Here is a 15,696-nt window from a genome sequence, read left to right on the forward strand (position 1 = left end):
GATGCGGTGGCTATCAAGGCGGCGCCTCCCAATAACGCGTGCGCTCTATATTGCCACGTTGATGCGTTTGGGTACCCGTCTATCTTATACCGTAGGGGTATCTCGCTCAGGCTTTTTGTCTATCTCCTCGACTACAGCCGGTGGGGCGGGCCTTCACGATAAAATCTATTGTTCGTCGGTTACTATCTGCTCATATTTTTGAGGATGGCATGCGAAATGCATATTTTTAACTGTTCATGAGAGTGTCCTTAAGGTATATCCCCTTATAAATCCTGACTTTAAGGCTGCGGCTAGGAAATTTATAGTAAGGCTTGCCCGCCTCCCTTCTCCCTTGTTATCACAGGGAACCTGTTTTCTGGGGGTATATACTATTATTTTTTATTTGATAGGTAAAGTATGTGCCAAGTCTCAGAACGTATATTGAGTGCATATTTATAAATTTAAGAGCTTCAAGTATCTTTCAAGTAGACTCAGCTACCAAAACCTACCTCCTCAGAAGTTTTATAGGTATTTTATGAGTAAATTTCTATACACGAGAACAACTATCAACTTTGTATCGAAACAACCATTTACACCCTTCTTTTGATAAGGGTTCATAAAATATTTATTAGGTTTTCTTATAATATTTGTCCACCCCTCGGACTATCCGCGAGTATTGTGACCTCACCACGGTCACAACTCTCGTTCGCTGTGCTAGCCTATAGGTATCCACGGAAAGTTCTGTGCCTTCATGGCGCGGTGTAGCCCCATGGAAAATAATAAAAACCAACGGGTACTCCCGTCGGCAATAGCAATTCACTCACTTACAATTACACAAAGGGTGGGTTGTCGTTATTGTTGGCAGAAGTGCCTTCACTTTACCGATAACCAACCACCTTACAACTGAACGAGAAAGATCGTGCTTCGTACGTTTTCTTCACTTCCGAAACAGCGACGGGCAGCAACGGGCTTACTTCTGAGTTTGTCTCTGATAGTCCCCCTTGCGGCATGCTCTCAGCCATCAGATCAACAGACTGCGAGCCCTGGCAGCTCAGCTTCAGCAAGCTCGTCATCTTCTGCTTCCAGCGCATCTAGCGCTTCTTCCGCCCCTTCTTCTGAAACTGCTACTTCCTCTGAATCTGCACAAGCTGAAGTTCCTGCGCAGGACGAAAATTATCCCCAGGCAGAGCAACTCAAAGACGCTAAAACTGTCTCGACTGACGCGGCCGAGGTTAAAGAAGTCAACGGTCTCGTAAACTCCTATGAGCAGACTATGTCTTCTGTTCCAAGCGCGCCTGAAGGTTCAGCAGATACTGCTTCATCAGATTCCGGTCAACCCCGGCAGTTTGTTGATGAGGCAACCATGGACTCCATCAACAAGGTAGCTGTAGACAACGCCGCCGAAGAATACGCGGCATCCGCTGCCGAGTATGCCCAGAACGGTTGGCATTACGAGGGCACCAGCACGGTCGTCGGCAGCCCCAAAGTTGCCGAAGGAACCTACCAGGGCAAGCGTGCACGATTCGTCGAGGTGTGCCTGGATTCCTCCCAAGTCAAGACCAAAGACAGCGCGGGTCGGGAACTCCAGAGCGGGGGCAAACGGACTCTCAATATATATACGCTGGTCGAATCTGACGGCACGTGGAAAATAGCCCAACACGACTTCCCTAACAATCCCGATTGCTAAGCACATGGTACGTCGTACCTACAGGCATCATAAGGCCGTTTTATCCTTCGGTGTCTGCCCGTGTTTATTCCATTCCTTCAATACGTATTCAGCATTCAACGGAGGTGCAATAAAACCATGAAATTTGCTAGAAAAGCGACTACGGCGGTAGGGCTTGCCCTGACGCTTGGACTTTCCGGGCTAGCCCCGGTAGGTCCCGTAGCCTACGCTGCTGAGGATGCGGTCGTTCACGACGGCTCCTCCAGCGACAAGGCAGCCGCTTCCTGTTATGAAGCTAAACAAGTCAACAAGGACGCAAAATCCGGTAAGTACTGGCTGTACACCCCTTCGATGTCAGCTCCACAGCAGTTCTACTGCGACCAGGAGACTAACGGCGGCGGTTGGGTTCTGATTGGTCGCGGCCGTGACGGTTGGACCGAGAACTACCACGGTCGAGGTGCTGCATCTAAGCTGTACACCAGCCCTGAGGGTGACGACGCAATGACTCCGGTACAGCTGCCCTCCACCACTGTTGATGAGCTGCTGAACGGTCAGAAGCCGCAGGATCTTGAAGATGGCGTGCGCTTCCGCCGCGCCCTGAATACTGACGGCACGGAATGGCAGAACATCACGGCGCACCGTGATCAGACCGAGCGTTGGACCTGGGCTCTGCGAAGCAACAATATCTGGTCCAATATTGACGTCAGCGCGGATAACCCCCAGTACATGCAGAGGGATCGTACCCACTTCGACAAGACCGAGGGTCATATCCAGCAAAATGGTACCTACTCGGTGCTGAACTTTGATGAGCAGCGTGAGCAGGGATGGAAGCTTGGCTTTAGCTACAGCCGTGATGTCCGTGCTAACGGAAATCGCAATGAGAGCGCAAGCAACTCATATCTGTACCGCCCGAGCGGTTCCAACGCTACTCCCTTCGCTTTCACTCAGGTCTACCTGCGCCCGAAGCTAACCCAGCAGAACATGGGTGCACAGGCTATTGGCGATAACGGTACCGCGGCAAGTAACCGCCGCGCACTGCCCAAGAGCGGTTCTATGCCATGGAAGTGGCGCACAAGCGATAAGTCCGGAACCGGTAACGTCAACGAAATGAACACCTACGTTCAGGCTATTACTCAGGTAGGCGACACTGTCTTCACCGGCGGTGACTTTGCATACCTGGAGTCTGCAGCCGGTGCTCATGTGGATCAGTCTTATCTTGCTGGTTTCAACGTCAATACTGGTGAACTGGTACAGACCTTCAAGCCGAAGTTCAATGGTCAAATTAAGTCTCTTGAGGCTCTGCCGAACAACAAGTTGGCCGTTGGCGGCGAATTCACCGAGGTTAACGGCGAAAAGGTGCCCGGTTTTGCGGTGCTTGACCCCGCAACCGGACAGCTTGACCGCGAACTGAACCTGCAGGTTGAAAACAATGTTTCCGGTTCAGCTCTTGCTGTGAAGACTCTGCAAGCTCAGGGAGATTACCTGTACTTGGGCGGTACGTTTACCCATCTCAAGAGCTCAGGAACCCCCAATAAGGTTTACTCCCGTAACGCTGCTCGCGTGAAGATCTCCACCAACCAGGTTGATCGCACGTGGACCCCGCGTTTCAACGGAACAGTAAATGGTATGAGTGCATCGGCAGATAACTCCGAGGTGTTTGCCGCCGGTTACTTCACCGAGATGAATGACCAACGCGCATTCCGTGTGGCACGTATCCTTGATTCCGCCAAGAAGGTCGGAACATGGGAGGTCACTCCCTCATACCTTCCGGATCCACAAACCCGCGAGAAAAGGGTGTGGGGCTTCCACTTTGACGTTCAGGATGCTGGCAGCTCCGTATGGCTTGGCGGTACTGAGCACATGATTTCTCAGTACACTAAGAACGAACCAATGACCCGTTTGAGCTCGAGTATTACCCGCAACGGCGGTGATTTCCAGGATCTGCATCTCAACGGTAATAACATCTACGGCGCCTGCCACTGTGGTGACTTCCTGTACCAGGGCAGCGGCACCCACGACTACGCATGGCGTGGTTCTACCGTGACCGACAGCATCCGTTTGGTTGCTGCGTTCGATAAGGACAGCGGTAAAACTCTCCCCGAGTTCGCTCCTACTCTTAAGGGTAAGAGTGGTCACGGCATCTGGGAATCCTTCGTGGACTCCAATGGTGTACTGTGGGTTGGCGGCGATTTGAACCGCTCCCTAGGTGAAAATGGTGTGCAGCAGGAATCTGTTGGCTTCGTACGCTACGCACCACGCGATGTTACTCCCCCGCCTGCTCCGAGTAACCTGACCGTTACTCAATCCGGTGATAACGATCAGCTGAACTGGAGCGCATCTGGCGAGGCGGGTGCACGTTACCATGTGCTCCGTAACGATCGCGTGATTGCTACTGTGAACGGCACCAGCTACCGGGTAAAGCACACCGACAACGCTCGTTACTTCGTGCGTGCGGCTGATGCAAACGGTAACTACTCTGCTTCTACTTCGGTTGCTGTATCTGGCAAGAAGGCTGAGCAGCCTAAGCAGGAGAACCCCAAGCAGGAGAATCCGCAGCCTCAGCCGGAAAACCCGAAGCAGGACGATCCTAAACAAGAGGATCCCAAGCAGGACAACCCTAAACAGGAACAGCCGAAGCAGGACAACCCCAAGCAGGAACAGCCTAAGCAGGAGAATCCGCAGCCTCAGCCGGAAAACCCGAAGCAGGACGATCCTAAACAAGAGGATCCCAAGCAGGACAACCCTAAACAGGAACAGCCGAAGCAGGAAGATCCTAAGCAAGAGCAGCCTAAACAGGATGATCCCAAGCAGGATGACAATAAGAATATCGTCAAGCCTCAGCCGGAAAACCCCATCCAGGACGATCCTAAACAGGAACAGCCCAAGCAGGACAACCCGAAGCAGGAAGATCCTAAACAGGATGAACAGCCTCAGCCAGAAAACCCTGCGACAGACGACCAGGTTCAGCCCGCTGATCCCAACGATGATCTGAAGCCGAACGAGCCTAAGCAGCAGGAGAACCCGAAGCAGGAGCAGCCCAAGCAGGAAGATCCTAAACAGGACAACCCCAAGCAAGAGCAGCCCAAACAAGAGGACCCGAAGCAGGAGCAGAAGCCCCAGGGCGATCAGGTTCTCGTCGATAGCGGTTCTTCATGGGTCTACCGCGTAGGCAGCGACCGCGCCGAAAGCGAATGGAAAACTCGTTCATGGCTCGGTGGCGCATGGTCTCGCGGCAAGGCTCCCCTGGGTGCTGGCTCGGTGAACGTTGAGACCGAGGTGAATACCTTCTTTGGTACTCCGATGAGCATCTACGCCCGTAAGGACGTTACCCTCACGAAGGAACAGGCTCAGCAGTATCTGAAGCTCACCACCTACGCAGATGACGGTACTGTGGTTTATGTCAACGGCAAGGAAGTTGCTCGTAAGAACATGCCGCAGGGTCGTATCTCGGCTAACACCCCCGCAACCCAGCGTCCGGAAAGCCAGAACGCTCAGCTGTTCTCAGTTGACGTTCCTGCTGAGTACCTGCGCGAAGGTCGCAACGCAATCGCCGTTGAGGTTCACGCTAACTCGCACTGGAGCAATAACATCAGCTTCGATATGCAGGTTATTTCCACCGCGCAGCACCAGAACCCCCTTCCTGAAGCGCAGAATCAGGAGGATAACGGTCAGCAGCACCGCCCTCAGGTCTGGTACTGGTACTACCCGGAGTACTACGGCAACTATGGTAACGGTGACTACTACGGTCGCCGTAACCAACGCGTAGCCTACAACTACGATAACCGTGGTTTTGGTTACATGGGTGGCTTCGGTTATGCCCACGGATTCTTCGGTCGTGCATTCTATGACTACGGATTCGGTTGGTAATCACCTAGCCCCTTTGTAGGGACTGCATAAACGCTCCTGTAGCTGGATTTAGTATTCGGCTACGGGGGCGTTTTTCAGCGCGATACCGTCTTCAATGTTTGACTAAGAGTCAGCAAAATAAGGCGCGCCTGGCAAAGTCCTACTTTTTAGAGCATTTTATTTCTATAATCTTTATGACTTACTTTTTGCTCGGACACTCGGTTTTAGATCGCATGTCTTCCGGCGGGCTTAGGTAACAGCAAACGTCGTCATCACCCGCGGCACCACCTCAAACTTTGATCACCGATTAGGAATCTTCACATGGGTCACATCACTACGCCAAGCACAGCGAAACGCCCCGGCTTTTCGGATACTCTGAGAGCGCTTGAGCAGGCGCAAAAACCAGGTATTGGAGTTCCCGCATACACCCGATGGGTAAACCGCAGGATTGCACGATATTTCGCTGCTGCCGCTGTCTCTCTTGGTATTACGCCCAACGGCGTTACGGCGGTCAGCGCAGCTATCTCAGCGGCAGGTGTTATCGTTCTTCTAACCGCTCCCCCAACAATCCTGACAGGCGTTATCGTTGCGCTTCTGTTTGCCCTCGGTTACGGGCTTGATTCGGCGGACGGGCAGGTAGCCCGCGTGACCGGCGCATCCTCACCAGCAGGAGAATGGCTTGACCATGTAGTAGATTCCATGCGAGTACCCACCGTACACCTAGCGACGCTGGTAGGTTTCATCCGTTTTCCCGAGTACTTCTCTGCATCACATACCACCGATGGTTTTCCCGGTGGCTGGATTCTTTGGGCACTGCCCATGGCGTTCACAGTACTCACCGCCGGACATTTTATGAGTCAGATTCTCGCTGAGCAGCTGCGCAAAAACCGTAAAACTGCGGCACCTTCGACCGGGGGTAACCTCCGTTCCTTCATCAATCTGCATATGGACGCCGGTACGCTCTGCTGGATCTACATTTTTTGGGGTTTCGGCGTGATCTTCGTCTTCGTCTATGCGCTTCTTTTCTTGGCAAACGCGGCGACCGTTTTGCTGTCTATGCGCCGTAAATACGTCACGCTCGCAACCCCCGCATCGTCCCCCTCGCAGGAGGCATAACCATGAAGTTTGAATCTTCAGCTCCCGCCGTAAGCGCAGTGATCACAACTAACGGTAAACGTCCCGAAACTCTGCGCACTGCGGTACGCTCTATTCTCGATCAAGATTATGCGGGGTTTATCGAGGTTGTCGTGGTGTATGACCGGGTAGAGCCCGATCTGCTGGAAGACGTGCAGGTTCCGGAAAATCGGAAGCTCATTACGATAGCAAACACACGCACGGGCGGTCTTGCGGGCGGTCGTAACAGCGGGATTCTTGCCGCCACTGGAGAAATTATTGGCTTCTGCGACGACGACGATTATTGGATGCCCACCAAGTTGACCGAACAACTCACACTATGGAATGCTCACCCGGAGGCGGTCGCGGTTTCTTCAGGCATCACCGTTCGCTCGGGTGGGCGTGATATTGAGCGGCTGGCGCCTAAGCGTGCATCCTTCGATGACTTTCTGCTCTCACGCATTACGGAAATTCATCCTTCCGCTATGCTCTATGCGAGGCAAGACCTTGTGACCGACCATCTCGGTTTAGTCGATGAGGAGCTGCCAGCTTCCTACGGCGAAGACTACGATTTACTCTTACGAGCAACCCGCTACGGCGACGTTTTTTCAGTGCAGAAACCGCTTATTCTGGTGCTGTGGGATCGTCCCTCATTTTTTGCCGGTAAGTGGCAGGCTATGGCGGACGGGCTTACCTATATATTGCAAAAATTCCCCGAATTTGAGCGTAGCCCGCGTGGACTGGCACGTATTGCCGGGCAGATAGCTTTTGTGCATGCGGCGCTCGGTCACCGTGATCTTGCTCGTTCCTACGCCCGTTCGGCCCTTAAACGCGATAAAAAGCAATTACGTGCCTGGGCGGCATACGTGGTAGCACTGGGGATTGTGAAACCTCAGCTGCTTCTTGATCTCGTTCAGAAGATAGGAAGAGGCCTGTAATGTCTACTGCTCTAGCTCTTCCAACCCTCGGTGCTTCAAGGAAACTCGCGTCTACGCCCGCGGCGGGCGGTGCATCCGCACAGGCACCCCGTAAACGTCTTCCTGCGTGGCCTCTTCTCACCCTGTTCTATGGGTTCCCAGCATTCTGGGCGTTGGGACTGCTTCAGATCGTGCCGCTGGTGCTTTCGGTAACGATGGTCATTTACTTGACTATCCGCGGCGGCGTGCGAGTGCCCCGCTCGCTCTGGATATGGGCTGCGTTCATCTTCTGGGTGATTGTCTGTACCGTATCGTTAGAAGATGTGACAGACTATATCGCCTGGACGCTGCGCTTCGTCAATATTCTCAACGCGGGCGTGTATGCGCTCTACTATTTCAACGCTAAAGAAAGCATCTCGATCAATCAGCTCTTGGGCAGTTTAACTGCCCTGTGGGTTACGGTTGTCGTACTCGGATGGGGCGGCGTGCTCTTCCCGGAAGTGCGCGTTCAAACACCAATGAGCTACGTCGTGCCACAGAGTTTCATGTCGAACTCTTTGGTGAAAGACTATATGCTCCCACCCTTCGCGGAGGTTCAAAACCCCTGGGGAGCGCCCGAACCCTACGTGCGCCCCGCCGCGCCTTTCCCCTACGCCAATAGCTGGGGTCTTGCCTTTACCGTGCTCACCCCCGTCATGTTCGCGTTCTTTGCGCGCACACGCTCGTGGCTTCTGCGCATCTTTCTGGCAATCGTCCTCGGAGCGTCGGTCGTGCCGCTCGTTGCGACCAGTAACCGCGGTATGTTCATTGGTCTGGGTTTTGCGACTGCATACGTCATTATTCGCCTGATTATTGGTCGCTACTGGGGCTTGGTAACGGCGGCCGGGGTGATGGTTGTCGGGGTGGTGACCGCGTTAATTGCCTCCGGTACGGTGGCGGCTATTTTGGGTCGCCAGCAATATTCGGACTCAACCGGCGGTCGCGCGGCGCTGTACCGCTCAACCTGGGCAGCGTCCTTAGAGTCTCCCATTGTGGGGTATGGAACTCCCCGCATGGAATTGAGCGTGGGTGTTTCGATGGGTACTCAGGGGTATCTATGGACTCTAATGTTCTGTTTCGGATTTGTGGGTCTTGCTATATATGCCCTCTTTATTCTCAGTATTTTGGGTGAAGGGTTGAAGGTGCGCACCCCCGCCGGATTCTGGTTGCATTCCATTCCGGTCTGCAGCTGTGTTGTCATTATTTTCTACAGCTTCGATGTGGCACAGCTCAGCGTTCTTCTGCTCAGCGCTATGGCCTGCATTCGTGCACGATATTACAGAGAGGAGCTTTAATGGCGCGTCATGCTTCTTTAGCGCGCAGTGGATCGCTGGCTTCTCTCTGTGTGATGTACGGCGCCGGTATTGCGTTCGTTACAACCCTCGTAGTCTCAAACGGAATCGGCGCCGCCGGTGCCGGTGAATTCTTCCGTCTAATGGCACTCTTTGCGATCGGGACCTCGCTCTCAGTCTTCGGCGCGGATACCGGGCTTGTACGCACGATGTCCGCACAGCGTGCCCTGGGACGATACTCTGCGCTCCCCCAGCTTATCCGCTTCGCTCTTTTCCCCTCGGTACTTCTTGCCGTTGTCGTAGCCCTCGCAGCGCTGGTATACAGCTTGATCATGCCGGGAAGCGACGAATACGCCACTGCTCTACGGGTGAGCGCTCCGTTCCTGATAATTGCCGCCGCCATGACGGTGGGGTTCGGCGCGTTACGCGGTCTAAACCAGGTAGTGACATTCACCCTCCTGCAGAACGTGGTGCTCCCGACTCTTCGTCTAGCGGGTGTAGCTCTTGCGGTGATTCTTGCGGGTTCTCTGATGGGCTTAGTGTGGGCATGGACTATTCCGGTGATTATCACCACGGCGGTCACCGCATACCTGCTCAACCGCCCTCTTCCCGAAGAAATGAGCCAGGATGCGCCGCCCACCACGAACGAGCATCAGGACGCCCCAGAAGAAACGCTGCGTTCCTTTTGGATGTTCTCATCTGCCCGCGGCGTTGCCGCTATTGTCGAGACCGCACTCGAATGGATTGATGTGCTGGTTATCGCAGCATTCCTCGGACCGGCCGCGGGCGGTGTCTACGGCGCGGTAAACCGGTGTGTGCGTGTTGGCACTATGGTCGAACACACTGGACGCATCGTGACCGGACCATCGATCAGCGCGGCTTTGGCAACCCAAAACTTGGTTCGTGCCCGTGAAATCTTCCTTGCGACCACCCGCGTGCTCACCGCCCTAGCTTGGCCTTTCTACCTTTCACTTGCTTTCTTCGGCCCGGTTTTGCTGCGTTTCTTTGGTAAAGGTTTCGAGTCTGGCGCCGGTATTCTCTGGGTTATCTGCCCGGCGGCGATGCTCGCGATGAGTGCGGGCGGCGTGCAGTCAGTTCTGCTCATGAGCGGTAAAAGCCGTTGGCAGCTTCTCAATAAGCTCTCGGCTCTGGTTCTGGCGATTATCTTGAACCTTACCTTGGTTCCGTTATGGGGGCTCTATGGTGCCGTCACCGCTTGGGCGGCGGCGCTGCTGATTGATACGTTCTTGGCAAGCTACCAGGTTTTCAAGCTAGTGGGTATTCGCGCTACCATCAAGGAAATGGCTCCGGCGCTCATCCTTGGCGGTGCGGTACCGACCGTATGCGCCCTTATTCCGCTTGCGGTTCTGGGGCAAAGCCTAGTAGCTCTGGTACTGTACCTGGTTCTTCTGGTTCCAAGCTACGGCTACCTGCTGAAGCGCTTCCGCAAGCCGTTGGGCGTTGAACGTTTCCTCTCGGCACGCAAAAAGCCCGCAACCGCAGAAGAAGTTGTTGCAGCCCAGACCCCGGAAAACGCGCCTACCACGGTGATGGCGATCGTTCGCTCCCCCAGCAAGTTTTCAGCGGTGCGTGCCGCTATTGCTCAGGGGCGACGTGAGGCGTTCCCACAGTATACCGATTCCGGTGCCGATGCACAGCGCTTGAATGATGCGCTTGCCCACGGAGCAACGATGGTTCAGCTCGTCGGGGTTTCCCCGCAGCATCCTCAGCACTCCTCCAGCATTGCTTCTGCTGTTACTGCGGCGCTTTCTAAAACACCACCGGCGCAGTCTTCGGATGCGCCCTCTCAGCAACATACCGCAGCTGAGACACATCTGTCAGCTACGCCTCCCGCCGAGGGAACGGCGGTTCACCACGAACAACTTCACGAGAAGGGACAAACTCCGCACATGGGGAGAGAACAAGAGTCTGCGCCGCAGGCTAACGCATCGTCGCAGGATCACAGCAACCCCCAGACGGGGAAAACACCGCATATCGAAAAATCGCCAACCGTGCCAATATTCCTGGGTGCGGCGGCTGGTGACGAGCCGGGTTCACCCGATTCTGCGGTTGGTACCCTCAGAAATGCTCTGCTGCAGGATTCTGCACAGCCTGAAGCCGATAAATCTCCCGAGCCAGCTCAGCCCGTGCAAGCCATGAAGAAGCCAAGGCTTCCTGCGATTGCACAGGCTACCGCGAATGGTGCCCCGGATACACCCACGGGCATGATACCCGCGCAGCCCGCCGCTAAGACTCAGGCGGCACCAACGGAAAGCACAGACGCCGAAGCCCCGGCGAAGTCTTCCGAAGATACGACGGACTCTCACAACACAACACCGATCACGAACCACGAACGACCCAGGATTATCGTTCAGAAAGAGAACACCATGGAAAATTCGAGCACTTCCGAGAAACAGTCTTCGGCATCTTTGCTTGAGCAGGTTCAGCGCGTATGGCGCCATAAGCTCATTGTTCTTATTCCGATCGTGGTGATGGCGATTCTTGCAGGAACCTACGGAGTGATTTCGCCTGCGTCATACGCCGCGAAATCAACTGTGGTGGTTTATCCGCTCGTGAATGATCCTTCAGGAACTGGCAGTGCAAACTCCGTGAAGGTCGATATTAACACCGAGTCCCGTGCGGCAAGTTCCCGCCAGGTTGCCGGGCGTGCCATTACCAAGGCTCAGGCTAACCAAGAGGGCCCCAACTACCAGGCGATGGACGTTGATAAGCTCGTAGCTGCCACAAAGGTAACGGGTACTTCGCAGTCGGCCGTCTTGGATATTGAGGTGACACTGCCTAACGCCAAGCAAGCGGCTGACTACGCGAACGCCCTAGCTGCTGCCTACCTGGAGGTACGCAGTGAAGGCCTCAAGGCTACTGTGGATGACCGACTCAAGAAGCTCGATGAGAAGATTGACGAAGCAAAAAATAGCACTACTATCCCTGCCTCCGAACTTACTCAGCTTCGTGAACGCCGTTCTCAGCTTGAGTTGATTTCTCAGGAGGGCGGTCGTGTTGTATCCTCGGCTCAGGTTCCAAAGAGCCAGAAGGGTCTCTCCCCCATGGTTCTGACGGTCGTTGGCGGTGCCTTCGGTCTGCTGGTGGGTATTGCTGCGGCATACATTTATGACCGTTCGATGCGTACCTTGGGCTACGCTGGTCGTCTCAAGGAAATGGGTATCGATTCGCATGAGCTCAAGCCGAACGACACCGAAGGAGCGCTTTTGCTGCTGCACCGTGTAGGCGCTACGGATGGTGACCTCAAGAAAGCCGGTTATGCCGGTATTACCCTCAGTTCTGCATCCGGCAAACTCGCTTACCGTATGTACCAGGCTCTCTACACTGCGCTGCCAAGCGATCAGGTGCGTTTTATCGACTACAAGTCGCTCAAAGACAGTCACTCACTGCAGAACCCCGAGAAGTATATTGCGGATAATTCCATTCCCGTTGTGGTTGATTTGGGGAATTCCGCTACGCTTCCGCAGGTTGTGCGATTCAGCAATGCCACTCGTTTGTGCCTGATTCCGGTGAACAAAGATACTAACCGGGCAAAGCTGCGCGAGCTCTTCTCGTACCTGCAGACTCTTGAAAATACCGTGAGCATCGCAGTATTTATGGAACCGCAGAAGGAGGGGTAAGCGATGACTAATTCGTCGGATAAGTCCGCAAAGTTACTTCTCGTCTCTAGCAGCGGCGGGCATTTGAAGCATCTGACCGAGACCGCTTCTGCATGGGAAAACTACGAGCGAGTGTGGGTGAGTTTCAAACAGCCCGATGTTCAGGCGGCGCTTGAGAACGAGCGTGTGCATTGGGCCTACTACCCTACGACCCGCAATATTAAGAACGCTATTCGGAATTTCTTCTTGGCTCTGAAGGTTATTCCTCAGGAGAAACCGCAGGCCGTAGTTTCTGCGGGGGCCGGGGTTGCGGTTCCGTTCTTCGTGGCGGCAAAGCTGTTTCGGGTCAAGACCATGTACATTGAGTGTTATGACCGCCCGACACTGCCGACGATGACGGGAAAAATGCTCTATATTCTGGCTGATAGCTTTAACGTTCAGAATGAGGAACAGCAGAAGAATTTTCCGGATTCGACGATTCTGCACCCGATTTTCTAGGGCGCAGCACCGCGTTATATGCGCGGGCGTGGGATTAATAATTTTCACCGCTTTCATGACCGTGAAGTTTTACTTTAATCCTGCGTCTGCGCGTATATACTTAATACATAACAAACTGATAACAACATCTGCGGGCGAGCATTACCTTCGACTAACCACCGGAGTCAATCGCAGAAACTCTTCCGATTTACCAACCACTCGGGGTTAGCTGGCCTACTTCCACTCTTTAGGCTGACCGATTCCGCACTCACCGATTAGAGTTAGGATCAGACATATATGTCTATTCAGAACGTGCCCCATACTGCGGGGCATAGCATTATTCTCGATCCGGCGAGCTTCACTCTCGCCCAGGCTCCCTCACGTCTTCCGGCGGATACTTATGATCTTGTGGTTTCTCTCGGAACCGACTATCACACCTTTGATCGGCTGCTACGGTGGGTCAAGGCTTATTTGGCGGAGAACCCTCAGATACGGTGCCTCATTCAGCACGGCCATACCTCCCCCATTGAAGGGGCAGATAACGTTAAACTTCTGCCCGCAGGCACCCTCAAGCGCCTATATGCCAAGGCGCAGGTTGTGCTGGTTCAGGGTGGTCCGGGGTCTATTCAGGATGCGCGTGCTACCGGCGCTATCCCCCTCGTTGTACCGCGCCGCGTTGAGTTTGATGAAGTTGTCGATAACCACCAGGTCCCTTTCGTTACCATGATGGAGAAGCAGGGCGGCGCCGTTATCGTTGAGAGCCGCGCAGACCTGTTCGACAAGCTTACTCTAGCCTTTGAAAATCCCTCACTTTTTCATGCGGCAAAGCCCTATGTGGCGAACCCAAGTATCGCAGCGGAACAGTTGGCGCAGGGGCTCGATAATCTGCTTTCGGGGAGGACTCGCCGTGCTGAGGGATATATAGCCCGTTTCAAGCAGGCAGCACGTGCCCACGCTGCGGGTAAACAAGAAATGGCTCGAATTAACGCTATTACACCCAGCGAGTAGAATCTAAGTAGCTATCGGCGATATAGTGCACATGTATCCGCCGAGTTTTCAGACGTAAGGCTACACCGGAGCATCCGCCGCTATATGAGGCAGAAGACCGCACATATGCGCGGGTGTTCCACTCAAGTTGTGCAGCCACGAAGGCTGTTACCTGTTAGGTACGAAAGCCTCGGAGCGCTTATCTTCCGGATAGGATGCCCGGGGCTTCGCACGCGCCATGGAAGGAAAAGAGAAAATATGGCATTTCAAGAGTCCAACGACGTCAACGTGTCGGTTGAGCAGATCGCTGCAGCATACGCCAGCGAAGATTTCGCACGCTTTGTATGCAACGAGGTTGGTGTTAATTTCGTCAGCTTCAACCTTGACGGTGACCCCGCCGGTGAGTACACCATCACCACAGAGCGCACCATCCCCGCAGACCGCGTGCCGGATATTGCGAAGAAGTTCGTCTCTAACGGTGTGGGTATGACCCAGACCGATAAGGTGAGCGCACCCGCTGCCGACGGCACCCGCACCGTGAACACCGAGGTTAAGGTTAGCGGTATGCCTGTAAGCGCGCAGGCTACCCAGACCCTCACTCCTGTGAGCGACAGCCAGGCACGTGTGGACGTCAATGGTGAGGTCTCCTGCTCGATTCCGCTGGTGGGCAAGAAGATTGCTGCCGCTGCCGAACCTCAGGTTGGTCGCGTGCTCAAGGTTCTTGGTACCTCGGCTGAGAAGTGGACCGCTCAGCAGGGTTAATTACTGGTCTGCTAGTCTACCTGCTAAAAAGGCTCTTTATGTGAATGAAGCGGCGAAAAACCCGCTTTATTCGAATAAAGAGCCTTTTTATGTTGGGTACTGAATGCTAACGACCGATGGGGCTTTAGGATGCTTCGGCTTCTGCCGCTCCCACGGGGGCCTCTGCTTTAGCGGCGACTACCGCCTCATGGTAGGCACGGTCGCCAAGAAGTTCGGCGAAGCGACGCATCTCAACACGCAGGTCGTGTTCTGCCTCTAGCAGGTCAACAACTTTGCGGAGCTTGGTGCTTGAGGTGTGCTCCGTATAGGGGAAGTAGTGCACGCTCACGCCGACCTCTGCGAAGCGTTTTTCGAGGGCGAGGCCCTGCGGGGTTCCCTTCCAGTCGTCGCCTTTGAAGAAGACGTTAAAGGGCTTCTGGTGCCATGTTTCGATCTTATCGGGGGTGGTCTCGATATAAACTTCGTCCACATAGTCGATATGACTGACGATTGCGGCACGCTCATCAATGGGGATAACGGGACGGCGCCCCTTGGTCTGCTCAAGAACGTCGTCGTGCACGACACCGGCGATAAGGTAGTCGCAGTTTTCCTTCGCCTTGCGCAGGATTTCGAGGTGCCCGTAGTGGAACAGGTCGTAGGCGCCGGCGGCGTATCCAATAATCATAAGAAACCCTCTCTTAGGGTACGTGCTTACGGCAGACGCCTGGGGCACATTCACACGGTGACTGCGCGGTTTTATACCGCACGTATAGCACCATCAGTTTACCAGCCGGGACGCTGTTCAGCTTCCGGTGATGCGGTGAAGGGAAAAAAAGACAGATTACACTGCTTCTGGGCAGAGAACTGTTTTTATCTCTCGGAAACAGGGGGCTAAATTTAAGATTTACTGCTCCGTTGATGTGCTTCTTTCCACTCTTCGTGAGCCTGCCAACTGGGGCCTTCGATAATCTGTTCCCGATTTTGTATGACACCCCACGGAGCATTTTCATCTTCGCTCA

At 54.3% G+C, this 15,696-nt stretch carries 10 protein-coding genes; 9 read left to right on the plus strand and 1 reads right to left on the minus strand.

Features of this window, described 5'->3' with window-relative positions; translation table 11 throughout:
• Positions 1-898: 898 nt before the first annotated feature.
• From HMPREF2756_RS00700 to HMPREF2756_RS00745, 9 genes are all read left to right on the plus strand, one after another.
• On the plus strand, positions 899-1,666 hold the full coding sequence (locus HMPREF2756_RS00700) for an IMS domain-containing protein (protein ID WP_070617232.1): 768 nt from the start codon (positions 899-901) through the stop codon (positions 1,664-1,666).
• Positions 1,667-1,783: 117 nt separating this feature from the next.
• Positions 1,784-5,512, plus strand: coding sequence for a fibrinogen-like YCDxxxxGGGW domain-containing protein (locus tag HMPREF2756_RS00705; protein WP_070617234.1), 3,729 nt, complete (start codon positions 1,784-1,786; stop codon positions 5,510-5,512).
• Positions 5,513-5,812: 300 nt separating this feature from the next.
• Complete coding sequence (locus HMPREF2756_RS00710; RefSeq protein ID WP_070617236.1) at positions 5,813-6,607, plus strand: CDP-alcohol phosphatidyltransferase family protein; 795 nt, start codon at positions 5,813-5,815, stop codon at positions 6,605-6,607.
• A 2-nt stretch (positions 6,608-6,609) separates the two neighbouring features.
• Entirely contained in the window at positions 6,610-7,542 is a 933-nt protein-coding gene (locus tag HMPREF2756_RS00715; protein ID WP_070617239.1) for a glycosyltransferase family 2 protein, read from the plus strand.
• A complete protein-coding gene (locus HMPREF2756_RS00720) occupies positions 7,542-8,855 on the plus strand; it encodes an O-antigen ligase family protein (protein WP_048753460.1) in 1,314 nt (437 codons plus the stop codon). Before HMPREF2756_RS00715 ends, HMPREF2756_RS00720 begins: the two co-directional genes overlap by 1 nt.
• Positions 8,855-12,493, plus strand: coding sequence for an oligosaccharide flippase family protein (locus tag HMPREF2756_RS10860; RefSeq protein WP_083301632.1), 3,639 nt, complete (start codon positions 8,855-8,857; stop codon positions 12,491-12,493). Before HMPREF2756_RS00720 ends, HMPREF2756_RS10860 begins: the two co-directional genes overlap by 1 nt.
• Before the next feature lie 3 nt (positions 12,494-12,496).
• On the plus strand, positions 12,497-12,970 hold the full coding sequence (pssD, locus tag HMPREF2756_RS00735) for a PssD/Cps14F family polysaccharide biosynthesis glycosyltransferase (RefSeq protein WP_048753458.1): 474 nt from the start codon (positions 12,497-12,499) through the stop codon (positions 12,968-12,970).
• 276 nt (positions 12,971-13,246) lie between these two features.
• Positions 13,247-13,957 (plus strand): glycosyltransferase, encoded by a 711-nt coding sequence (locus HMPREF2756_RS00740; protein ID WP_048778599.1) that lies wholly within the window; start codon positions 13,247-13,249, stop codon positions 13,955-13,957.
• Between the two features lie 237 nt (positions 13,958-14,194).
• The gene (locus tag HMPREF2756_RS00745) at positions 14,195-14,698 is read left to right on the plus strand and encodes a DUF2505 domain-containing protein (RefSeq protein WP_048778598.1); all 504 of its coding nucleotides are present in this window, start codon (positions 14,195-14,197) and stop codon (positions 14,696-14,698) included.
• 124 nt (positions 14,699-14,822) lie between these two features.
• On the opposite strand, the gene HMPREF2756_RS00750 is transcribed toward HMPREF2756_RS00745, so the two are convergent.
• Complete coding sequence (locus HMPREF2756_RS00750) at positions 14,823-15,362, minus strand: FAD synthase family protein (RefSeq protein WP_070534831.1); 540 nt, start codon at positions 15,360-15,362, stop codon at positions 14,823-14,825.
• Between the last annotated feature and the right edge of the window lie 334 nt (positions 15,363-15,696).

This window comes from Rothia sp. HMSC067H10, from assembly GCF_001810635.1.
GTDB lineage: Bacteria > Actinomycetota > Actinomycetes > Actinomycetales > Micrococcaceae > Rothia > Rothia dentocariosa.

What these genes read in the sequence shown, in the direction of transcription:
- HMPREF2756_RS00705 (WP_070617234.1), top strand. Translation starts at nt 1,784, where the DNA reads ATGAAATTTGCTAGAAAAGCGACTACGGCGGTAGGGCTTGCCCTGACG.
- HMPREF2756_RS00710 (WP_070617236.1), top strand. Translation starts at nt 5,813, where the DNA reads ATGGGTCACATCACTACGCCAAGCACAGCGAAACGCCCCGGCTTTTCG.
- HMPREF2756_RS00715 (WP_070617239.1), top strand. Translation starts at nt 6,610, where the DNA reads ATGAAGTTTGAATCTTCAGCTCCCGCCGTAAGCGCAGTGATCACAACT.
- HMPREF2756_RS00720 (WP_048753460.1), top strand. Translation starts at nt 7,542, where the DNA reads ATGTCTACTGCTCTAGCTCTTCCAACCCTCGGTGCTTCAAGGAAACTC.
- HMPREF2756_RS10860 (WP_083301632.1), top strand. Translation starts at nt 8,855, where the DNA reads ATGGCGCGTCATGCTTCTTTAGCGCGCAGTGGATCGCTGGCTTCTCTC.
- pssD (WP_048753458.1), top strand. Translation starts at nt 12,497, where the DNA reads ATGACTAATTCGTCGGATAAGTCCGCAAAGTTACTTCTCGTCTCTAGC.
- HMPREF2756_RS00740 (WP_048778599.1), top strand. Translation starts at nt 13,247, where the DNA reads ATGTCTATTCAGAACGTGCCCCATACTGCGGGGCATAGCATTATTCTC.
- HMPREF2756_RS00745 (WP_048778598.1), top strand. Translation starts at nt 14,195, where the DNA reads ATGGCATTTCAAGAGTCCAACGACGTCAACGTGTCGGTTGAGCAGATC.
- HMPREF2756_RS00750 (WP_070534831.1), bottom strand. Translation starts at nt 15,362, where the DNA reads ATGATTATTGGATACGCCGCCGGCGCCTACGACCTGTTCCACTACGGG.